Here is a 19,989-nt window from a genome sequence, read left to right as displayed (position 1 = left end):
CTTTGCAGCTGGACCGAGTGAGCCTGGACAGACGGCTTGCCGCAGGGACCTTAGCGGGTGTAATAAGGCGTTTCAACCGGTATTGGGGGCTTGTTTCCACCCGGTCTAAACGATGGTGGAGGCTGCTGTTATGAACCGTTTACATGCCAATATTGCGCTGCTGGTCGCGGCGGCCATCTGGGGCTCCACTTTCGTGGTCCAGCAGGTGGCGATGGATGCGGTGGGGCCCCATACATTCACAGCGGCACGGTTTTTTCTGGGCGCGCTTGTGGTGGCGCCGCTCGCTTATGCTGAATTCAAACGCTATGCCCGGCGCGGCAGTCGCATCAGTGGAAAAGACTGGCTGTTCATGGTGGCTGCCGGTTGTTTCTTGTTCCTGGGCTCTATTCTCCAGCAGATTGGGATCATCTATACAACGGTTACCAATGCGAGCTTCCTGACTGCGCTCTATGTGCCGTTGGTGCCTGTTCTGGCGCTGGTGGTCCTACGCCGGTTGCCTCACTGGGTGACATGGCCATCGGCTTTTGGCTGTTTGGTTGGCACCTATTTTTTGAGTGGCGGCGACCTGGCGGCATTGAATATCGGTGATTTATGGGTGATTGCATCGGCCTGTTTCTGGGCCGGTCATGTTTTGACCGTCGGTTTTACCGTCCAGAAAACAGGCCAGCCGATTCTTTTGGCGGGGGTTCAGTTCACGACCTGTACATTGCTGGCCACTATCGCGGCTTTTGCGCTCGAGGACCCCAATTGGCAGGGCATCATGATGACCTATCAGGGTATTCTTTATGCCGGCATCGTTTCCGTAGGGATCGGTTTTTCGCTGCAGGTGGTGGGACAGCGCCACGCAACCCCGGCCGCAGCGGCGATCCTGTTATCCATGGAAGCGGTTTTTGCAGCGATCGCCGGGGCCTGGTTCCTGGGCGAACGATTGGATGCCTGGGGGATGGCGGGTGTCAGTCTTATCCTGTTCAGCGTACTGGCAGCGGAGCTGCTGCCATTGCTACGCCGTCAGGCATATGTGACGCGTTAATTCGGATCCAGGCGGCGACACTGCCGCGTCGGGCTTGGTCACAATTCGGTCGCAATTCCGGATTATAGCCTTGGGCGATCCGGGTATAAACTTCATTGAAAGCTTGGTTTGACATTGCCAGGAACAGGGCGAATCACGTTAGACTGGGCTCCAGAAAAATCCTTTTATTCCCAATCAGAGAACAGGGTGGGTATCCATGAAAACCGAGGGTATGACCGAACAGGAAATCAACGAGCGCCATGCCGAAAAAATGGCAAAGAAAAAGGCTGCTCGTGACAAGATGATCGCCACCAAGACCAAGGAAGGTGGCCTCTTGATGGTTCATACCGGCAAGGGCAAAGGCAAGACCACGGCGGCTATGGGCCTGGCGGCGCGCGCGATCGGCACTGGCATGAAGATCTGCATTGTGCAGTTCGTCAAAGGGGCCTGGGAAACAGGTGAGCGCAAGGTTCTGGAACATTTCCCGGAGCAATGTGTGATGAAGGCCATGGGCGAAGGCTTCACCTGGGACACCCAGGACCGCGAGCGGGATGTCACCGCCGCCAAACAGGCCTGGCAATATGCCGTGGATGCCATGAATGACGAACAATATGACATGGTGATCCTGGACGAACTGAACATCGTTCTGCGCTATGACTATATCCCATTGGATAATGTCATTGAGACTTTGAAAAATAAGCGGTCGGACCTGCATGTGGTGGTAACGGGCCGGAATGCCAAAGAAGAACTCATTGAAATCGCCGACACGGTGACCGAGATGACCCAGATCAAGCATCACTTCCGAAATGGTTTCAAAGCCCAGGAAGGCATTGAATTTTAACAGAACCGAAAGACAAGAAAGGGTTAAGGAGTATTATCATGCGAACAATCAAGACATTGGTGACGGTCCTGGCATTGGGGCTCGGCATGGTGGCTCCTGCCCTGGCGGATGGTAAAACCGACGCCGACGAACTGGTTCAGGAAGCCGTATTCACGGTCGAGCGGATGCGCAGCCACGAACGCCATGGGGAAAAGGTTGAGCATTATATGAAACGCGCCAAGGCGGTCTTCATCGTGCCGGAAATGCTGAAAGGGGCCTTTTTGATTGGCGGCGAAGGCGGCAGCGGCGTGCTGCTGGCGCGCGCGGATAACGGTCAGTGGAGCTATCCGGCCTTTTACAATATCGGTTCCGGCAGTTTCGGCCTGCAGGTCGGCGCGCAGTCTTCCGAAGTGATGCTGATCGTGATGACAGGCAAGGGACTTTCCGCGATCCTGGACCGCAAGGTGACCCTGGGCGGTGATATCAGTGCCGCCGCCGGCCCGATCGGTGAGGGGATGGAAGCTTCGACCACCACCAATCTGGATGCGGATGTTTTGGCCTATTCGACCGCGAAGGGCGCTTTTATCGGTGCTTCGGTCGAAGGGGCTGTGATCTGGCCGTCGGAAGATGACAATCAGGCTTATTATGGTGCCGGGGCCAAGCCAAAGGACATCATCCTGAACGGCAAATACCGCAACGGCAGTTCTGACTCGTTGCGGGAATTGCTGGCCAGTTTCAAAAAGAACTGATTGGCAGGATTTTTTGAGATGAATGCCGCGCGAACGCCTGCCGTCATGCTGCAGGGCACCGGGTCCGATGTGGGGAAATCTTTGCTGGTGGCTGGACTGGCCCGGGCCTACAGCCGGCGCGGCCTGACCGTGCGACCGTTCAAGCCGCAGAATATGTCCAACAATGCCGCGGTCACGCCCGATGGCGGCGAGATTGGCCGGGCCCAGGCATTACAGGCCAGGGCTTGCGGGGTTGCGCCCAATGTCCATATGAACCCGATCCTGCTGAAACCACAAACCGATATGGGATCCCAAGTGGTGGTGCAGGGCAAGGTCTATACCACGGCAAAGGCGCGGGATTACTATCAACTGAAAGCCGAATTGCTGCCCAAGGCGCTGGATAGTTTTGAGCGGCTCTCCGAAGAGGCGGACCTGGTCCTGATCGAGGGGGCGGGCAGCCCGGCGGAAGTGAATTTGCGCGCGGGCGATATTGCCAATATGGGCTTTGCCGAGGCGGCGGATCTGCCGGTGGTGTTGGCCGCCGATATTGAGCGTGGCGGGGTGATCGCCAGCTTGGTCGGGACCTGGCAGGTGTTGGAACCGGAAGAGCGCTCGCGCCTGAAAGGCTATGTCATCAATAAGTTTCGCGGTGATCCGACGCTGTTTGACAGTGCGCTCGAAATCATCGCCGATCATACAGGTCTTCCTTCCCTGGGTGTATTGCCCTGGTTCGAGGCGGCGGGCCAGCTTCCGGCGGAAGATGCTGTTGCTCTGGAACGGGCGGCGGCCGACCGGGCGGGCAGCGGGCCAAGGCCGATCCGGATCGCGGTGCCACGGCTGGGGCGTATCGCCAATTTTGATGATTTGGATCCGTTGAAATCGGAAACGGATGTGGAAGTGGTCTTCGTCCAGCGCGGTCAGCCCTTGCCGGGTGACGCGGATCTGATCCTGTTGCCTGGGTCGAAAACCACGATTGCTGATTTAAAACAATTCCGGGCCGAAGGCTGGGACATTGATCTTCTGGCCCATATGCGCCGGGGCGGCCGGGTATTGGGGCTGTGCGCGGGTTATCAGATGATGGGCCGGTCCATTTCGGATCCGGACGGGATCGAAGGGCCGCCGGAAACCATTCCAGGGCTCGGCCTGCTGGATCTGGAAACTGTGCTGGCGGGCGACAAAGCCCTGCATGAGGCCAACGGTATGGAACGCACCACGGGCCAGCCGGTTTATGGCTATGAGATGCATATGGGCCGCACCCAGGGCGCCGGTCTTGCCCGGCCCATGCTGGATTTGGGCGGTCGCGCCGATGGGGCTATTTCCGCCGACGGCCTGGCCATGGGCTGTTATCTACATGGCCTGTTTGCGGGTGATGCGTTCCGCACCGCTTTCCTGGCGCAGTTCCGAAAAGGGCGTGAGGCGGGCCTGGCCTATGAAACACAGGTTGAGCGTACGTTGGACCAGCTGGCCGATCATCTGGAAGCCCATATGGATCTGGATCGCCTGCTGGAGATTGCCAGGACGCGTTAAGGAACACTCTGGTCCCGCGATCCCGGCTGACGCGGGCTCACCCTTGCAAAGCCCAGCCGATTACCAGACCGCCGACGAGAATCAACTGTACCAGGTTGGCCGCCGCATAGAGCCATTGGGCGGATCGGATATCTTTGTCTTTCAGGCGCGCGCGGCCGGATCCGATCCAGGCGGCTTCCGAGATGCCGCCCGGATATTTACGCGGCCCGCCGAGCGCAAAATCCAACGCGCCGGCCATCGCCCCCTCTGGCCAGCCGGCATTGGGCGAGGCATGTTTGCCGGCAAACCCGACTATGATCTTAATCGCACGAAATGGATTGGCTTTGGGGGCGGCAAAGGCGCCCACGGTCAGGATCAGTCCGGATAGTCTGGCTGGTATCCAGTTGGCAACGTCATCCAGTTTGGCCGCCGCCATGCCAAAATCCTTATAGCGTTTGTTGCGGTAGCCGATCATGGAATCGAGTGTGTTGACGGCCTTATAGCCCAGGATGCCCGGCAGGCCGAAGACCAGATACCAAAAGGCCGGGGCCACCACGCCATCGGCATAGTTTTCGGCCAGGGATTCAATGGCCGACCGGGCCACCCCATATTCATCCAGGCTGTTTGGATCGCGCCCGACAATATGGGAAACAGCCTCGCGCCCGCCTTTTAATCCGCCCGTGGCCAACCCTTTTGCGACCGCGCCCACATGGGTGAAAAGGCTGCGCCCGGCCAGCAGGGTCGCGATCAGAAAGATCTCTGCCAGCCAGCCATAGGGCAGCATCGCCAAGCCATAATGGATCAAACCGCCGCACAGGCCCGACAGGCCGACAACAAACATGGTGACCAGCAGGCCGCGCACTATGCGCGCATTGCCTGAACGGCTCTCCCGGTTCAGCTTTTTTTCCAGCACCTTGATCAGATTGCCGATCAGCACGACCGGATGCGGCACGATTTTGTGGAACCAGCGCATATCCCCGATCACCCAGTCGAGAATCAGGGCCAGTGCCAGCATGGCGGGCGTTATCAGCCCGCTTTCGGGCAGAGCGAAGGACAGATCGGAAAGGTCTGGCATGATCTCGGACGGGCAGCACGGTTGCTGCCTTCAAGGGACTGGAGTTATCTCTTTTTGACGGCTTTTGGTGCCGGCTTGCTTTGCTGGCGGGCCAGTTGTTGCAGAACCGTGTCCAGGTAATGTCCCTGGAACATGGTGATGCCCATTTTCTGGCCGGTGTCGATCATATGCCTGTTATCGCAACGGGCAAGGATAATCCGACCCTTGCCGGTATGTTCTACCTGCTCTGTGATTTCCTCAACCTTTTCCTTGGGGGCGCCTTTGTTGAAACTGGCGCTGGCATTCAGCTTCACCAGGTCAATCCCCATCCGCCGTCGGTCGATGAAGGGCAGAAGCTCGGGCGTGATGCCGTCCAGGCAAATCCGGTATCCTTTTTCACGCACGAAGTCGCGGGCAAACAGAAAAGAGGGGAAATCCGCCATAATGTCGACCAACTGCATCTCAATCACCAAGGTGCCACGCGACCCCATGCGCAGGCTGGTATCGAATTCCAGGAATTCCGGGGAGAGCAACGTATTCACATTCAAATTCAGCGAGAATGATGAATGCAAAGTGGTGTCATCCGCCTTGGCCAGCATTTTCAGGACCCGGCGGTCCAATGTCTGGGTCAGATGCTGGAACAGCCAGCGGTTGGCCGCCAGGTTGACATCCGGCAGCACGGTTTTCGCCAGATCCAGGATCGAGATGAAAAGCTCGTTGAAGATCGGTTTCGGTTCTCCGCGTCCTGCCACGGCGCAAATGGCCTGGCGCTTGAAGACATTGGACAGATCGGCACGCTGCAGGATCTCTTCCATGGTGCCCAGCTGTTTGGGGCTGAGCGGCTGGCGGTGGTCCTCGGTGGATTCGCCCGCCTGGTTGGCCATCTGGGAAAGACGTTTCTGGCGTGAGCGCTCTTCTTCATGCATCTGCTCGCACAGCGCCAGGAATTTGGGATATTGCGCTTCCAGGTTATAAATGGTGGCAAAACGACCGTGTCCGCCCTCATCATCCGGATCGCCAAAGGTGAGCGGATCTTCACTGAATAAATAGCGCAGCCGCATCACCGCATCATCCAGCTGGGCCAGTGCTGCGCCCCGCAGGATGAAGACCAGATCAGCATTGGAAAGCTGGAAGATCTGGCCTTCAAAAGCCACCACGAAATCCTCGATCGTATTGACCGCGATCCGGATATGATGGTCGCGTCGGTTTTGTGGTTTGAGGCGCGAGAGATGCACATGAACCGCGCGCCGGTCCTCGCGGTGCCGGTCCAGGCGCTGCGCATAATCAAGCAGCAGATATTCCTGATTTGATTGGTTCGCTTGGGGCTCTAACATCTCTGATACATCCCTTAAGACTGGCTTTGCTTCATGCTGCCGGTGAAATTCCCCTGCCCCCTGTTGCTGGAAAAACGCGGCGTTTCAGGCCCGGTATGGTCGCTAACCGCGATGCAGCCACCAGGCCCCTTCGTTGATCGAAAAGATCGGTTTATAATGCTTGATTCGGTTGCTTTCGACTACATCCGTGATCTGATTGTCGAGAATAAGCGCCTTGCCACCCACATAAACCACCAAAACGGCATGGGCCACTTTCAGGTTCAGATCCTGCAAGACGACGATGCGCATCTCTTCCTTTGGGAAGCCAAGATGGACCAGGGATGCATATTTCGCGATCGCATAATCCTCGCAATCGCCATTGCGGGTCATGAACTGGCGTGGCGTGGCCCAATAATCTTTTTCATTATAGTTGATCGGATCCAGGACGTAGAGCCATTTGTTGATATATTTGTTGACCAGGATCAGCTGTTTCTCCTGGGGCTGCCCGGCAATTTTTTTCAGGAAAATCCGCCATTTAGCGGTTTCGCATTTATTGGTCGCGGACAGCTTGCATTTGGCCAGTTCCTTGGGTTCCTCCCCGCGGTATCGTTCCAGCACGCCAGCCCATTTTTTGAACTTATCCATCTTGGTGGATTGGATTTCATTCTTGCCAAAAAGCTTGACGGTCGCCGCCTGGGAGGTTTGCCCGGCCATGATGGGCGGGCATAGTATAATGGCGAGCGCGGCAACCCTGGCCAAACGCACCGTCATTTTCCCCGGTCTGGAGCGATTTTTGAACATCACCAAAGACATACCTCGTATTTTCCCTCGGCAACTTTAGCAACTGAGGGTATAGTTCGTCCCGTGAAAAATTCGCATTAGCGTAACATTAAGTTATTTACGGCACGCTAACACAATCAAAGGCTTGGGTAATTGATCATCATCACAGGAGCGCGACGTTGAGCGGCAGTGCGGCAGTAGACAAGGCGGTGGGCAAAACCAAGGCCTCGACTTTTGTCAAAATGGGCGTGACGGGCCTGGTGGTTCTGGTCACCGCGGCCATCGGTTTTTTCTTCGTGCTGCAATTTGTCCAGTCGGAACGCGCCCGTGAGTTGCAGCGATGGCAGACCAGGCTTGGCATTGTCGCGGACAGTCGTGCCGCCGATGTTTCAGAATGGCTGGATGACCAGTTGTTTGAATTGCGTGCTCTGGCCGATAACGCATCGCTCCAGCTCTATATGACGATCCTGCATGGTGAAGAATCGGACGAATCCAGTGCGGAGCTGGAATTTCTCGGAAACCTTCTGGCCGCGACTGCCCATCGGGCGGGGTTCCAGGCCGATAGCGGCACCGATCAGGTGGTGAATGCCAATGTCAGCCGCCAGGGGCTGGCCGGTATCGCGCTCTTGGACGAGGCCGGTGAGATTGTTGTGTCCAGTCCGGGGTACCCGCCGGTCCAGGGTAAGCTGAAAGCCTTCGTGGCCGGCGTGGAGAAGGGTGAAACCGGCATATCCCCGATGTATCTCAACAGCGCTGATCAGCCGACCATGGCCTTCCTGGTGCCGGTATTTGCGCTTCAGGGTGATACCTCCGCCGCCTCCCAGATCGGGGTGGTGGTCGGGGTGAAGCAGGTGGCGGGTGAATTGCCGCCGCTTCTGGACCAGCCGGGTGCGCTGGAGGAAACAGCCGAGGCCCTGATCGTGCGCCAGAACGGCTCTTCGGTGGAATATCTTTCACCGTTGGCAGACGGTACGCCGGCGCTGAAAACCAAATTGTCGATTGATACCCCGGACCTGGCCGCAGCCTTTATCCTGCGCGATGGCAATGGATTTGGCACCAAGACTGACTATCGCGGCAATGAGGTGCTGGTGCTGGGCCGCAGCTTCGACCATGTGCCGTGGGCGCTGATTTATAAAATCGATACGGCGGAAGCCCTGGCGGAATCCGAAGAGCGGCTGAATGTGCTGCTGACCATTTTCGCGATGATCATCATCCTACTGGTGATCGGGATGCTGGCGCTTTGGTATTTCGGTTCCTCCAAGCGCGCCACTGAAGCGGCGGAAAAATTTGAAAAACTGGCCGGCCGGTTCGAAGGCCAGCGCAATTTCATGCATCTGGTAACCGATAGCCAGCCCAATGCCATCGTCATCTTTGATGAAGAGGGCAATTATCGCTGGTTCAACCAGAAAGCGGTTGAATTTTCCGGCATGGAGCGCCGGGATCTTTTCGACAAAAACGCCAGCGCGGTGCTGGGGCCGATCGAGGGCAAGCGTATTGTCGCCTGGGTCCGGGAATCCCTGTCTGAGGGCAAACCGATCAGCAAAACCCATGAGATGGAATTATCCGCCACCGAAGGGGCTCGGGTCTATCGATCCGAATTCATCCCCATGGAGGCACGGGACGATTTCCCGGCCGGTGCCCTGATGGTGTCCCAGGATATCACCGATTCCGTGCGCGAACGGCAAAAACGCGAACAGGTGATGCGCCAATTGGTCAATACCCTGGTCAGCCTGGTCGACCGCCGCGATCCCTTCTCCGCCCACCATTCCCAGCGGGTTTCCGATGTGGCACGTGCGGTGGCGTCCGAGATGGACCTGGATCCGGTGATTGTGGAAACCGCCTCTATCGCGGGAAGCCTTATGAATCTGGGCAAGATCGAAATTCCGGCGGAATTGCTGACCAAGCAGGGGGCCTTGACCGAAGAAGAGCGCAAGACCATCCAGAATTCCGTGCTCACCAGTGCCGATCTGGTGCAGCAGATCGAATTTGACGGCCCGGTCTTTGAAACCTTGAGCCAGCTTCTTGAAAATGTCGACGGCACCGGCCTGCCGTCGGGCCTGGTGGGTGAGGATATTTTAATCTCGGCCCGTGTGGCCTCGGTCGCCAACGCCTTTGTCGGCATGACCAGCGCGCGTTCATGGCGTCAGGGTATGGAATTTGACAAGGCGGTCGACATTTTGTTCCAGGATTCCAACAAGAAATTTGACCGTTCCGCGGTGGTGGCCCTGGCCAACTATCTGGATAACCGGGGTGGTCGCGATGAATGGGCCGGTTTCAAGAAAGTGCCGGAAGGGGCATGACAAAAAGGAGGGCGACCATGAAAAAGCTTTTTTTTGCAGCATTGATTCTATGTCTGGGGGTTGCGGTAAATGCTGCAATCTCGGGGGCGCCCGTTCTTGCCCAAGCCTATGCGGATGGGCATGGGGAGGCGGCAAAGGAGCTGAAGAAACTGGCGGAAGAACGAGATGCAAAAATCGCCAAAGCCCGGGCCGAATATGAACGCGATATGGCGGATGCGCAAAAAGAGGATAAGGCTGACAAGCGGGCTGAAAAGCTGGAGAAGGCACGCCGCAAACGGGATGAGAAAATCCGCAAGGCCAACGAAGTCTATAACGAAAAGAGTGATAAATTCACCAAAGGATGAGGCAGGGCAGCTTTCATGGCGGATGTGCAGGACGGATGAAAGAGCAACTTCCCCAGTACGATAATCTAACCTTCCAGCTTTGGGATTATTCGGTCAGTCACGGCATGCTGTTGATCCGCTGTCCGGCGGCGCGTGGCGAGACGGAAAATACCGATATCGTCTTTCATGGTGTGATCTATATGGCCTTGCCCCGGCATTTGCTGGGGCTGAAATTCGTAGAACCGACCGAAGCGGAGGCCGCACGCATGAACCACTTGCTGGGGCCCGTGGATACAAAAAACAATCTTTATGTGATTGAAAGTGGCCAGGACCGGCATCTGGTTCTGGCGGCAGGCATGCGGGTGGAAAAAAACGAGTTGGATGTTTTTGATCTGCCGTATGCCCGACCACCATTTTAAGTCGGATGGCTCTTGACCTTCCCCCTGCTGGAAACTGTATCTGCGGGAGTATGCGGTTTATTTCTCTATCTATCGGGCGTTCATTCTTGTGGTTGCTGGTCGCGGCGGGCCTTGTGCTGTCCGCATTCTCTGTCGGGCAGGCCGGGCCGGTTGATCTAGAGCCCATGGCGCAAATCATGGAGGATTGCGTCGAATGTTCGGATGGGGCGGCCACTGATTGTGAGCGCCATTGCGCGAGCGGGCCGATGCAGATGCAGTGGCTGGAACCTGTTCTGGTCGAACCGATGCCGCTTTGGGTGGCAGCCGGAGATGTGATCGACAGGTTGGTTGGCCTGACCACGCTGCCTAAGTTGGAGCCGCCAAAAACTCTTTCCTGAAAAAGCAGCATTACACAAATTTTCAGGATAAGGATTTCCATCATGCGTAAACTCACTCTTTCTATTGCCTTGGCCACCGGCCTGGGGTTGTCTTCATTTGCCCATGCCGATGAGGCGGGGCAACAGGTTGATATTTTCAAGCATCCGCAATGTGGCTGCTGTGCCGCCTATGCGGATCTGATGGTTGCGGCGGGCTACCAGGTCACCATTCATAACAGCGAAGAGGTGCCGGACCTGACCGAGCTGGCCGGCATCCCGGATGATTACCAGGGCTGCCACCTGACCAATGTGGCGGGCTATAGCTTTTCCGGCCATGTGCCGCTGGAAACTGTTGCCAGGGTCCTGGCGGAAAAACCGCCGGTAAAGGCTTTTTCCCTGCCGGGCATGCCGATGGGATCGCCCGGCATGGGCGGTCAAAAAACCGAACCTTTCCGGGTTCTGGGCTTTAAGGATGGCAAGGTTGGTGTATATGCGCTGGAGTGAGGCTGGGAGAGATTTCCGGATCAAGCCCGGCAATGACGATTGAAAGAATGCCTCCGAGAATGGGGCGTCATCCCCGGGCCTGACCCGGGGATCTTTCAATGCCTGCGACGGGAGGCTGTCGCGTTAATCTGTACGCAAAAGGGGCCGAGTCGCTTTTCCCTTGTGTTCCCGGATCGGCCCGCGTATAACCCGCCAGCTTGATCCCGACTCCTCGTGCGTCGGGGGATATGCTATGGCGCGCCGGGCGGGCCGCAAAGGCCCATCAAAGGGTATGCCTTGCCGCTGTATGTGAAATCTTAAGTTTAAGGATGTGAAAAATGCCCAAGCTGAAGACGAAAAGCTCCGCTAAGAAGCGGTTCAAACTGACGGCCAAAGGCAAAGTGCGTTTCTACAGCGCCTGCCTGCGCCATGGTACCTCCAAACGCCCGCAGCAGATGAAGCGCCAGAACCGTGGCAGCCAGATCATGTGCGATGCGGATGCTCGCATCATCAAGCGGAACTTCCTGCGCGCCTGATAGCGCTCTGGACATAGCGATTTAGTTTTTAGGAGTTACTATCATGGCACGCGTAAAACGGGGCGTTACCGCCCACGCTCGTCACAAAGACGTTTTGAAACAGGCGAAAGGCTATCGTGGCCGTCGCAAGAACACCATCCGTATTGCCAAGCAGGCGGTTGAAAAAGCCGGTCAATACGCATATCGCGACCGGAAAGTCCGCAAGCGGCAGTTCCGGGCTCTGTGGATCCAGCGTATCAACGCTGCGGCCCGCACCCACGGCGTTACCTATTCTGTCTTCATGAACGGCCTGGCCAAAGCCGGCATCGAGCTGGACCGCAAGGTTCTGGCCGACATCGCTGTTCATGAACCGGCAGCGTTTAAGTCCTTGGTTGAACAGGCGCAGGCCGCTCTGGGCTAAGGCCCACGACCAAGACTTAATCGAACTTATTTTTGAGTTCTTGGCGAAAGCGGGTCCCTGCGGAAGGGTCCCGCTTTTGCTGTCTCTGGCATCTGTGTTATGGACATGGTTCGTCCGGCACGGCGTGCCGAAACCGAGTGAACCGGCCTGCGGGCCATAAGGGAAGATGGGATGACCGATACACTCGACCAATTGCGCGGCGCGCTGTTGGAGGATGTTTCCAAGGCGGAAAACCTGGAAGCATTGGATGCGGTGCGTGTTGCCGCACTGGGCAAAAAAGGCCGGATCACGGCCGAGATGAAAAATCTGGGCGGGCTCGACCCGGAGGCGCGCAAACAGCGCGGCCAGGAATTGAACCAGTTGAAAGGCGAAGTGGCGGAAGCCATCAACGCCCGCAAGGTGGCCTTTGAGGATGCCGCCTTGAATGAGCAGCTGGAGGCGGAGCGCATTGACGTTTCCCTGCCCATCCGGCCGGAGGAAATGGGCCGACTGCACCCGATCAGCCAGACCTGGGACGAGATTGTCGCCATTTTCGGCGAGATGGGTTTTACCGTCGCTGACGGGCCGGAGATCGAGGATGATTTCCACAATTTCACCGCGCTCAATATCCCGGCGGAACATCCCGCCCGCCAGGAGCATGATACTTTCTATCTACAGGGCGAAGACGGCCAGATCGATTATAACAGCGTGCTCAGAACCCATACCAGCACGGTGCAGATCCGCACCATGCAAAATGAGCAGCCGCCGATCCGGATCATTGCGCCTGGCCGTACCTACCGGTCTGACAGCGATATGACCCATACGCCGATGTTCTCCCAGGTGGAGGCATTGGTGATCGACAAAAACACCCATTTCGGCCATCTGAAAGGCTGTCTGCAGGATTTCCTTGATGCGTTTTTCGAGGTGAAAGACCTGCCGTTGCGGTTCCGCGCCAGCTATTTCCCCTTCACCGAGCCCAGTGCCGAGGTTGATATCGGCTGTTCGCGTAAGGACGGCACCTTGAAGATCGGCGAGGGCGATGACTGGCTCGAGATCCTGGGTTCTGGCATGGTCCATCCCAATGTGATCAAGGCCTGCGGCCTGGATCCGGAAGAATATCAGGGCTTTGCCTTTGGTATGGGGATCGAGCGTATCGCTATGCTGAAATACGGGATTCCCGATCTGCGCACCTTCTTTGACGCCGACATGCGTTGGCTGAAACATCACGGATTCCTGCCGCTGGAAGCGGCATCGCTCATTCGGGGGCTGAGACCATGAAATTCACACTGAGCTGGCTGAAAGACCATCTGGAGACAGAGGCAAGCCTGACCGAGATTTGTGACAAGCTGACCGAAATCGGCCTGGAACTGGAAGAAGTGATCGATCCGGCCGCAGCCCTGAAACCCTTCGTGATCGGCCATGTGGTGAGTGCTGAGAAGCATCCCGATGCCGACCGCCTGCGTGTCTGCATCGTCGACAATGGTTCCGAGCAGATCCAGGTGGTTTGCGGTGCGCCTAATGCCCGCCAGGGCCTGAAAGGCGTCTTTGCGCCGTCTGGTTCCCATATCCCTGGCACCGCGGTTGACCTGAAAGCGGGCGTGATCCGCGGTCAGGAATCCAACGGCATGCTCTGTTCCGAGCGGGAACTGGGCCTGAGTGACGAACATGACGGTATCATCGACCTGCCGGAAGATGCGCCGGTAGGGGTATCCTATGCCGAATATGCCGGTCTGAATGATCCGGTGATCGACATTGCCATTACCCCGAACCGGGGCGATTGCTTAGGGGTTTACGGGGTGGCCCGTGACCTGGCGGCAGCTGGTCTCGGCACGTTGAAGCAGCCCAAGCTGGATGTTGTTGAGGGCAGCTTCGAGAGCCCGCTCACCTGGGAGATTGCCTCTGGCGTTGATCATCGCTGCCCGCATGTGGGCGGTGTCATGGTCAAGGGTGTGAAAAACGGCCCGAGCCCGAAATGGATGCAGGACCGCCTGCGCGCCATCGGCCTGCGGCCCATCTCCGCGCTGGTTGATATCACCAACTATGTGACCTATGACCTGGGCCGCCCCTTGCATGTGTTTGATGTGGACAAGGTCAAGGGGTCCAAGCTCACCATCCGCCTCGCCGAAAAGGGCGAAAAGCTGTTGGCGCTGGACGGCAAGGACTATGAATTTGACGAAGGCATGCTGACCATTTCGGACGAAAACGGTCCGGAAAGCATCGCCGGGATCATGGGCGGCGAGCTTTCGGGCTGCACCGATGAGACCGTCAATGTCTTCCTGGAATCCGCCCTGTGGGATCCGATCAATATCGCCGAGACCGGGCGCAAGCTCGGCATCAATTCCGATGCGCGCTATCGTTTTGAGCGCGGCGTTGATGCGCGCGGTGCCGATTGGGGTGTTAATGCGGGTCTGAAACTGATCCTGGAGCTGTGCGGCGGCGAAGCCTCCAAACGCACATTCGCCGGGGCCGAGCCGAAATGGCAGCGCCAGGTGACGTTGCGCGCGGAAAAGATCAAAACCCGCGGCGGCCTGGACATGGCGGCCAAAGACGCCGAAGCCATCCTACAGCGTCTGGGCTTTGAAACCAAACTGGAGGGCGATCTGATCACCGCCGATGTCCCGGCCTGGCGCCCGGATATCGAAGGCGAGCATTGCCTGGTGGAAGAGGTCCTGCGCATCAATGGCCTGGACAAGGTTGAGGCGGTTTCCATGGACCGGGGTACGGCCTTGCCGCCGCTGGCCATTTCCTTAAAACAGCGCCGGGTTGCCATGACCAAGAAGGTTCTGGCCCTGCGCGGCATGATGGAGGCGGTAACCTTCTCCTTCATGTCGGAAAAGGATGCGGAACTGTTTGGCGGCGTGCCGACCAATTTGAAAGTGGCCAACCCGATCTCCGCCGATCTGGATGTGATGCGCCCCTCGATCCTGCCGAACCTGATCGCGGCGGCCAGCCGCAATGCCGACCGTGGCATTTCTGACGTTGCTCTGTTTGAGGTGGGGCCTGCTTTCCGGGACCCGACCCCGAAGGGCCAGGATATGGTCGCCGCCGGTCTCCGTGCCGGCAAAACCGGTCCGCGCCATTGGGGGCAGGATCCGCGTGCGGTTGATGCCTTTGACGCCAAGGCCGATGTGATCGGCGCCCTGGAAGGGATCGGCGCGCCTGCGGCGAACCTGCAGGTCAGTGCGGATGCACCCAGCTGGTATCATCCGGGCCGCTCCGGCTCCTTGCGCCTCGGCCCCAATGTGATCGCCTATTTTGGGGAAGTGCACCCGAAGGTGATGAAGGCGTTCGGCCTGAAAGGCCGCGCCTGTGCCTTCGAGATCTTCATGGATAATATCCCGGTGCCGAAAGCCAAAGGTGCCGCCCGCGGCAAGCTGGACATCTCCAACCTGATGCCGGTCAACCGGGACTTTGCCTTCGTGGTCAATGGCGATGTGCCGGCCGACAAGCTGATCAAGGCCGCCAGTGGTGCAGACAAAAAACTGGTGAGCAACGTCACCCTGTTTGACGTCTATGAGGGCGCAGAGCTGGAAGGCAAGAAGAGCGTGGCCCTGACCGTCACCCTGCAGCCGACCACCAAAACCCTCACCGACGAAGAGATCGAAGCGGTCGCCGCCAAGATCGTCGCCAATGTGGCGAAATCAACGGGCGGGGTGTTGCGGAGCTGAGTGACTTCGAAGGTCTGAAATGAGAAACCCTCGGTCGAAAGGCCGGGGGTTTTTCAATTCGTGAAACAATAGCTAGAATTGCCCGGTTGGTTAATCATCCGGAGTTTCCATGATTGTTACAAAAGGGTCAGTTTTACGTGCCCATGCTCCTGCAGGTTACTAATGCAAAGAGGATGTTTGGTTTGTTCCCTTACGGTCTCTACGATGAACCAGAAATCCTCCGTTATGCAATCAGCTTAGTTTGTCCCACAGATGCTGACGGGGAACAAACCTAAGACTATTTAGGCGGTCAATTATACGACTCGTCTGTCATGCGTTATCCGGCAGGTATTATCTTGTTCTCAATGATGTTTTGTGGCCGCCCTGCGCTTTCACCCCGACGGCTCCGCCACTGGCGGTGAGATCATCCTGGCGTTGGCCCTGACCGCACTGTATCAAGGGGTTGCCACCGGCTTTCAGGGCATTGAACGATCCGAACGGCACCGCAAAGCCACCTTGATCGCGCAATCGAAACTGGATGCCATCGGCGCGCTCTATCCGCTGGAAAATTATCACCGGGTGGAAGAGCTGCCCGGCGGTTACGAGGTGGAAATCGCCGTTACCCCGGAACCGGCGGTGCGGCGCAGCCTGTTTATCCTGTTCAAGGCCACGGTCACCGTGCGCTGGGACCAGGGCGCGTTGCAGCTGGACGGGCTTAAAATGGCAACAAAACCATGAAGCGCGGTATGAACAACAGACGGACCGGTTTCACCCTGGTCGAGCTGATGGTGGTTTTGGTGCTGGTCGGCCTGCTGGCCAGCGCGCTTTTGGGCGGGCTGCAATTCACCGCCGCCGCCTGGGAACGCGGCAGCGCCCGCAGCCGCGCCACCCAGGATATGGTGATTGTGCAGAACCTGCTGCGCAATCAGCTGGCAGGCCTGCCCCTGGTCAAGGAACGCGCCGCCCTGAAGCGGCGAATCCGCGGCACCAAGGACAGCCTGACCCTCATCACCAGATACCCGGAACAATTATCGGCGGGCGGGCTCAACGAATTCCGCTACCAAATTACCGGCGACACCCTAACCATGACCTGGCGCGCGCTCGATGCCCAGGGTCAGGCCGCCAGCAGCAGCACAGATGGCACGGGCGGCACCGACACCATTACATCGGAATCGCGGATATTGCTGGAAGGTCTGGCGGGCGGCCAATTCGCCTTTCAAGGCGCATCGGAAACCGGCGGCACCATCGACTGGCAAGACAGCTGGGACCGCAAAATCGCCCTGCCCGGCCTGGTCCGCCTGGAGCTGGACCGGGCCGAAGACAACCCCGGCCCCCTCTGGCCCACTTTCATCGGCCAACCCCGGATCAACGGCGCGCCGGTGCTTTATAATTTACTGCGGTGAGGAGGTCTGCTGGCGATAGCTGCCGCGCTGGGTGCACATCTGGGGCGGCGAGTGTCAGGTGATAACCATCTCTGTACAAATTGTGGACCTGATTTCGACGTTGTTGTTCATTTTTCACTTATCTCAAACTTCACCTCATTAACTCTATCATTATGAATATACTTCAGTCTTAAAAACAGTTTCTCATGGTCAGCTTTAAAATATTCCATCATTAAGCCATCCGTGAACAATACCTGCACGGGATGCGATGCAAAGACACCATCAGATTTTTGATACCAATCTATCTTTTTTGATTGTTCATACTCCATCTTAACCTCGTCAGTCATGAACGCAGCTGAGACTATCACAACATTTTCATGATATTTTTTGGAGTAGGCTTGGAGCATGATGGAATACCGCTCAAACTGATCTACTTCAAAATAGGTTGCAAGAAGTAAATCATCTTCGTCAGCGAAATCTAAATTTTGGCCGTTCATACTTTGTTGGTTCAGAACCTCTAAAGATTCCTTGTTATAATACTTCACTTCTATTGCATTACCCTCTGTTGATATAAATGGGCCAGAAATAAGGAAGAGTAAAAAAGCCAATACCTTTTTCATCTTTCTCTCCTCTGCACACATTCAAGAACCTTAGTATGGTAGAGGTGTAACATTAGTAATTTTTCCTCTGTAAAAACTTACACTATAATCTCTACCAAAATAGCTGCCTTTAATTGTAGCGCCTCCTCCATAAACAGTCCTTTTACCCTTGCCTGAAAATGCCTGTTTATTCTGCATACTAACGTGTGTTGCAATTAGAGCAACTTGTTCGGGAGTCTTTACAAACTCCCTAAAAAAGGTTTGGGGTTGCTTCATTCCGTTCGGGGGAGAACCGTCCCAAAAATCAACATGGTGCCTGGTCAAAACGTGTTTCATATCCGCTTTTTGAAATTGAACTGTCCCAACACCAATATTTATCTTATAATTTTCGTAGTGTCGGAGAGCTTCATCCACTTTTCTCGGATCTTGAACTCTTAGGTTTTCTTCCAAAAATTTTCGATGATGGTAGCTTTTAGCGCCTTTAGCAATCAATCTTGCCAGCAACGCGTTACCGACACGATCAAATATCTTATCGAAGAAGCCAAGTCCTGACTCAGCTATCTGTGTATACGGTGCATAAAGGTTATCTGTTGGTTGGATGTCTGATATAACTCGACCATCACTTTCACCACCATATACGTTACCTTTACGATCACCATTTGAACCAAAGATATTGCCATCGGGATCTATAAGATCATCCCCTACAATAATACCTTGAAGCTCAAAGTTCCAATTGTAACTATAGTTGTAGTTTACATTTGCAGGGAGGTTCTTACGAACCTCGATCATACGCTCGTATTTATCTTTTTTAGGTGTATCATTCCTTGAGTTTCTAGCTCCACCATAACTCCCTGGCTCCTCACCTGCATTAAACCCGTCACCTCTTGAGTTTGCACCAATTCGAAATCCTGTCGGATCTGTATAAGAAAGCGGATTGTTATGGACATAGGCATAACGGTTGAAGCTTTGTGTCACCAATGGCTCAGGGATCGTCGGATCCGAACTCAACATGCGCCCGATGGTCGGATCATAGACCCGGCCGTTCATATGGATGATGCCCACATTATCGAGCATCTCATGACCGGTGAAGCCGCGCGGCGTGTCAAACTTCCGGATCGAACCCAACAGGTCCGGCTGCCAGTCGTCGGCCCGGCGCTTGCCATGGGGATCATAGGACATGCGTTCCGACACATGGCCGGTTTCATCCGTGGTCAGCACGGTGGAACCGATATGGTCCAGCGACTGCCAAAGGGTCTTGGCCTCCACTGAGCTGTCCGCTTTCACCGTGATTTTATGCAGCGCCAGGCTTTCTTCACCCGCTCGGATATAGTGAATGCGTTCTTCCTCACCCTTGGTTTCATTCAGGCGCGATTCAAAATAGCGGCCCACATAGGCCACATGGGTGGTCTCACCATTTTCAATGATCGTCTGGCGGATCGTAACCGTCCGGTCCGAGCCGCCTGCCAATTTGGATCAGCCCCCACTATACTCAGCTTTGCTGAGTATAGTTCCAGGGCATCAGGTCATTGAGCCGCGTGATCTTGTAATCAGCAATACGGGCCAGTACGTCGGTCAGCCAGGCTTGGGGATCGATACCGTTCAATTTGGCGGTTTCGATAAGGGTGTAAGCAATGGCTGCAGATTTTCCGCCCCGGTCTGATCCCATGAAGAGGTAGTTTTTGCGGCCGATCGCTATGGCCCTCATGGATCTTTCAGCTGTATTGTTGTCCAGTTCAAGGAAGCCGTGATCCAGCCAGGGCCGCATCCGTTTCATGCGGTTAAGTGCATAGCGGATCGCACCGGCCAAAGTGGATTTGCCAGAGATCCGTGTCAGTTGGATATTCAGCCATGCCTCTAGGTCATCGAACAGCGGTTTCGATTTCTCCTGGCGGGCGGATTGCCGCTTGTCCGGCGGCTGTGTCCGGATCTCTTTCTCGATCTGATAAAGAGCTGCAATGCGTTTCAATGCGTCCTCCGCAACCGCAGACCCCTGGGATTTATGGAGGTCGAAGAACTTGCGCCTGACGTGGGCCATACAGGCCACTTCCTGGATATTGCCCTGCCGGTATAATTCGCTGAAGCCCGCATAGCCGTCCGCATGCATCCAGCCCCGGAAGTTGGCCAGATGCAGGGCGGGCCACTGTCCTTTGCGATCGGTCGTATATTGATACCAGGCCGCTTGAGGTGCCTCGCCATTCCAGGGTCGCTCGTCACGGACATAGGCCCAGAGACGGCCGGTTTTGGTCTTTCCGCTGCCGGGTGAAGTGGTCCTAGAAAATCGGACCATCTGCTAAGGTGTATCCTTCTCGATAAGAAGGACGACAAGAATGGCGAAACGCCGAAACTTTACCGATC

The 19,989-nt window shown here is 56.3% G+C and carries 21 protein-coding genes; 15 read left to right on the top strand and 6 right to left on the bottom strand.

Going from position 1 to position 19,989, the window contains the following annotated elements:
* The first annotated feature begins 130 nt into the window (after positions 1 to 130).
* The 4 genes from DFP90_RS08940 to DFP90_RS08925 all read left to right on the top strand — a co-directional run bounded on the left by DFP90_RS08940 (position 131) and on the right by DFP90_RS08925 (position 4,084).
* Entirely contained in the window at positions 131 to 1,030 is a 900-nt protein-coding gene (locus tag DFP90_RS08940; RefSeq protein ID WP_115936137.1) for a DMT family transporter, read from the top strand.
* A gap of 196 nt (positions 1,031 to 1,226) precedes the next feature.
* Positions 1,227 to 1,850: a cob(I)yrinic acid a,c-diamide adenosyltransferase gene (gene cobO, locus DFP90_RS08935; RefSeq protein WP_245957010.1), complete on the top strand. Its 624-nt coding sequence runs from the start codon at positions 1,227 to 1,229 to the stop codon at positions 1,848 to 1,850.
* A gap of 38 nt (positions 1,851 to 1,888) precedes the next feature.
* Positions 1,889 to 2,578, top strand: a complete 690-nt coding sequence (locus DFP90_RS08930) for a lipid-binding SYLF domain-containing protein (protein WP_115936136.1) — start codon at positions 1,889 to 1,891, stop codon at positions 2,576 to 2,578.
* A gap of 18 nt (positions 2,579 to 2,596) precedes the next feature.
* Positions 2,597 to 4,084, top strand: coding sequence for a cobyric acid synthase (locus tag DFP90_RS08925; RefSeq protein WP_115936135.1), 1,488 nt, complete (start codon positions 2,597 to 2,599; stop codon positions 4,082 to 4,084).
* A 37-nt stretch (positions 4,085 to 4,121) separates the two neighbouring features.
* On the opposite strand, the gene cbiB is transcribed toward DFP90_RS08925, so the two are convergent.
* The 3 genes from cbiB to DFP90_RS08910 form a co-directional block, all read right to left on the bottom strand.
* Positions 4,122 to 5,138: an adenosylcobinamide-phosphate synthase CbiB gene (gene cbiB, locus DFP90_RS08920; protein ID WP_115936134.1), complete on the bottom strand. Its 1,017-nt coding sequence runs from the start codon at positions 5,136 to 5,138 to the stop codon at positions 4,122 to 4,124.
* A gap of 44 nt (positions 5,139 to 5,182) precedes the next feature.
* The gene (locus tag DFP90_RS08915) at positions 5,183 to 6,451 is read right to left on the bottom strand and encodes an EAL domain-containing protein (RefSeq protein ID WP_115936133.1); all 1,269 of its coding nucleotides are present in this window, start codon (positions 6,449 to 6,451) and stop codon (positions 5,183 to 5,185) included.
* A 102-nt stretch (positions 6,452 to 6,553) separates the two neighbouring features.
* Positions 6,554 to 7,201 (bottom strand): transglutaminase-like cysteine peptidase, encoded by a 648-nt coding sequence (locus DFP90_RS08910; protein WP_181905269.1) that lies wholly within the window; start codon positions 7,199 to 7,201, stop codon positions 6,554 to 6,556.
* Positions 7,202 to 7,389: 188 nt separating this feature from the next.
* Here DFP90_RS08910 and DFP90_RS08905 point away from each other — a divergent pair, with 188 nt between their 5' ends.
* From DFP90_RS08905 to DFP90_RS08855, 11 genes are all read left to right on the top strand, one after another.
* The gene (locus tag DFP90_RS08905; RefSeq protein ID WP_115936131.1) at positions 7,390 to 9,510 is read left to right on the top strand and encodes an HD domain-containing phosphohydrolase; all 2,121 of its coding nucleotides are present in this window, start codon (positions 7,390 to 7,392) and stop codon (positions 9,508 to 9,510) included.
* A gap of 17 nt (positions 9,511 to 9,527) precedes the next feature.
* Positions 9,528 to 9,854 (top strand): hypothetical protein, encoded by a 327-nt coding sequence (locus DFP90_RS08900; RefSeq protein WP_115936130.1) that lies wholly within the window; start codon positions 9,528 to 9,530, stop codon positions 9,852 to 9,854.
* A gap of 35 nt (positions 9,855 to 9,889) precedes the next feature.
* Positions 9,890 to 10,252 carry a hypothetical protein gene (locus DFP90_RS08895; protein ID WP_115936129.1) on the top strand — a complete coding sequence of 121 codons (363 nt, stop codon included), beginning with the start codon at positions 9,890 to 9,892 and terminating at the stop codon, positions 10,250 to 10,252.
* An 86-nt stretch (positions 10,253 to 10,338) separates the two neighbouring features.
* Complete coding sequence (locus DFP90_RS08890; RefSeq protein WP_147300981.1) at positions 10,339 to 10,629, top strand: hypothetical protein; 291 nt, start codon at positions 10,339 to 10,341, stop codon at positions 10,627 to 10,629.
* Between the two features lie 42 nt (positions 10,630 to 10,671).
* A complete protein-coding gene (locus DFP90_RS08885; RefSeq protein ID WP_115936127.1) occupies positions 10,672 to 11,112 on the top strand; it encodes a DUF411 domain-containing protein in 441 nt (146 codons plus the stop codon).
* Positions 11,113 to 11,429: 317 nt separating this feature from the next.
* Complete coding sequence (gene rpmI, locus DFP90_RS08880; RefSeq protein WP_115936126.1) at positions 11,430 to 11,627, top strand: 50S ribosomal protein L35; 198 nt, start codon at positions 11,430 to 11,432, stop codon at positions 11,625 to 11,627.
* 43 nt (positions 11,628 to 11,670) lie between these two features.
* Positions 11,671 to 12,027 (top strand): 50S ribosomal protein L20, encoded by a 357-nt coding sequence (gene rplT / locus DFP90_RS08875; protein ID WP_115936125.1) that lies wholly within the window; start codon positions 11,671 to 11,673, stop codon positions 12,025 to 12,027.
* A 171-nt stretch (positions 12,028 to 12,198) separates the two neighbouring features.
* Entirely contained in the window at positions 12,199 to 13,284 is a 1,086-nt protein-coding gene (gene pheS, locus DFP90_RS08870) for a phenylalanine--tRNA ligase subunit alpha (RefSeq protein ID WP_115936124.1), read from the top strand.
* Entirely contained in the window at positions 13,281 to 15,674 is a 2,394-nt protein-coding gene (pheT, locus tag DFP90_RS08865; protein WP_115936123.1) for a phenylalanine--tRNA ligase subunit beta, read from the top strand. Before pheS ends, pheT begins: the two co-directional genes overlap by 4 nt.
* Positions 15,675 to 16,028: 354 nt before the next feature.
* Positions 16,029 to 16,391, top strand: a complete 363-nt coding sequence (locus DFP90_RS08860; protein ID WP_115936122.1) for a hypothetical protein — start codon at positions 16,029 to 16,031, stop codon at positions 16,389 to 16,391.
* An 8-nt stretch (positions 16,392 to 16,399) separates the two neighbouring features.
* Entirely contained in the window at positions 16,400 to 17,056 is a 657-nt protein-coding gene (locus tag DFP90_RS08855; protein ID WP_181905268.1) for a prepilin-type N-terminal cleavage/methylation domain-containing protein, read from the top strand.
* 107 nt (positions 17,057 to 17,163) lie between these two features.
* Here the strand turns inward: DFP90_RS08855 and DFP90_RS08850 are convergent, their stop codons facing one another.
* From DFP90_RS08850 to tnpC, 3 genes are read right to left on the bottom strand one after another with little or no spacing between them, the layout of a single operon-like run.
* Positions 17,164 to 17,655 (bottom strand): hypothetical protein, encoded by a 492-nt coding sequence (locus DFP90_RS08850; protein WP_115936120.1) that lies wholly within the window; start codon positions 17,653 to 17,655, stop codon positions 17,164 to 17,166.
* A gap of 30 nt (positions 17,656 to 17,685) precedes the next feature.
* Positions 17,686 to 19,101: an RHS repeat domain-containing protein gene (locus DFP90_RS08845; protein WP_218044625.1), complete on the bottom strand. Its 1,416-nt coding sequence runs from the start codon at positions 19,099 to 19,101 to the stop codon at positions 17,686 to 17,688.
* Positions 19,102 to 19,123: 22 nt separating this feature from the next.
* Entirely contained in the window at positions 19,124 to 19,921 is a 798-nt protein-coding gene (gene tnpC / locus DFP90_RS08840) for an IS66 family transposase (RefSeq protein WP_147300980.1), read from the bottom strand.
* Positions 19,922 to 19,989: the final 68 nt, after the last annotated feature.

It is taken from the genome of Aestuariispira insulae (assembly GCF_003385955.1).
GTDB lineage: Bacteria > Pseudomonadota > Alphaproteobacteria > UBA8366 > Aestuariispiraceae > Aestuariispira > Aestuariispira insulae.
The sequence above is the reverse complement of the archived record's forward strand: the minus strand, read 5'-3'. Positions and strand labels throughout refer to the sequence as shown.

Excerpts from the sequence above, each read along its gene's own strand:
- DFP90_RS08940 (WP_115936137.1), top strand. The coding sequence starts at position 131 with ATGAACCGTTTACATGCCAATATTGCGCTGCTGGTCGCGGCGGCCATC.
- cobO (WP_245957010.1), top strand. The coding sequence starts at position 1,227 with ATGAAAACCGAGGGTATGACCGAACAGGAAATCAACGAGCGCCATGCC.
- DFP90_RS08930 (WP_115936136.1), top strand. The coding sequence starts at position 1,889 with ATGCGAACAATCAAGACATTGGTGACGGTCCTGGCATTGGGGCTCGGC.
- DFP90_RS08925 (WP_115936135.1), top strand. The coding sequence starts at position 2,597 with ATGAATGCCGCGCGAACGCCTGCCGTCATGCTGCAGGGCACCGGGTCC.
- cbiB (WP_115936134.1), bottom strand. The coding sequence starts at position 5,138 with ATGCCAGACCTTTCCGATCTGTCCTTCGCTCTGCCCGAAAGCGGGCTG.
- DFP90_RS08915 (WP_115936133.1), bottom strand. The coding sequence starts at position 6,451 with ATGTTAGAGCCCCAAGCGAACCAATCAAATCAGGAATATCTGCTGCTT.
- DFP90_RS08910 (WP_181905269.1), bottom strand. The coding sequence starts at position 7,201 with ATGACGGTGCGTTTGGCCAGGGTTGCCGCGCTCGCCATTATACTATGC.
- DFP90_RS08900 (WP_115936130.1), top strand. The coding sequence starts at position 9,528 with ATGAAAAAGCTTTTTTTTGCAGCATTGATTCTATGTCTGGGGGTTGCG.
- DFP90_RS08895 (WP_115936129.1), top strand. The coding sequence starts at position 9,890 with ATGAAAGAGCAACTTCCCCAGTACGATAATCTAACCTTCCAGCTTTGG.
- DFP90_RS08885 (WP_115936127.1), top strand. The coding sequence starts at position 10,672 with ATGCGTAAACTCACTCTTTCTATTGCCTTGGCCACCGGCCTGGGGTTG.
- rpmI (WP_115936126.1), top strand. The coding sequence starts at position 11,430 with ATGCCCAAGCTGAAGACGAAAAGCTCCGCTAAGAAGCGGTTCAAACTG.
- rplT (WP_115936125.1), top strand. The coding sequence starts at position 11,671 with ATGGCACGCGTAAAACGGGGCGTTACCGCCCACGCTCGTCACAAAGAC.
- pheS (WP_115936124.1), top strand. The coding sequence starts at position 12,199 with ATGACCGATACACTCGACCAATTGCGCGGCGCGCTGTTGGAGGATGTT.
- pheT (WP_115936123.1), top strand. The coding sequence starts at position 13,281 with ATGAAATTCACACTGAGCTGGCTGAAAGACCATCTGGAGACAGAGGCA.
- DFP90_RS08855 (WP_181905268.1), top strand. The coding sequence starts at position 16,400 with ATGAACAACAGACGGACCGGTTTCACCCTGGTCGAGCTGATGGTGGTT.
- DFP90_RS08850 (WP_115936120.1), bottom strand. The coding sequence starts at position 17,655 with ATGAAAAAGGTATTGGCTTTTTTACTCTTCCTTATTTCTGGCCCATTT.
- tnpC (WP_147300980.1), bottom strand. The coding sequence starts at position 19,921 with ATGGTCCGATTTTCTAGGACCACTTCACCCGGCAGCGGAAAGACCAAA.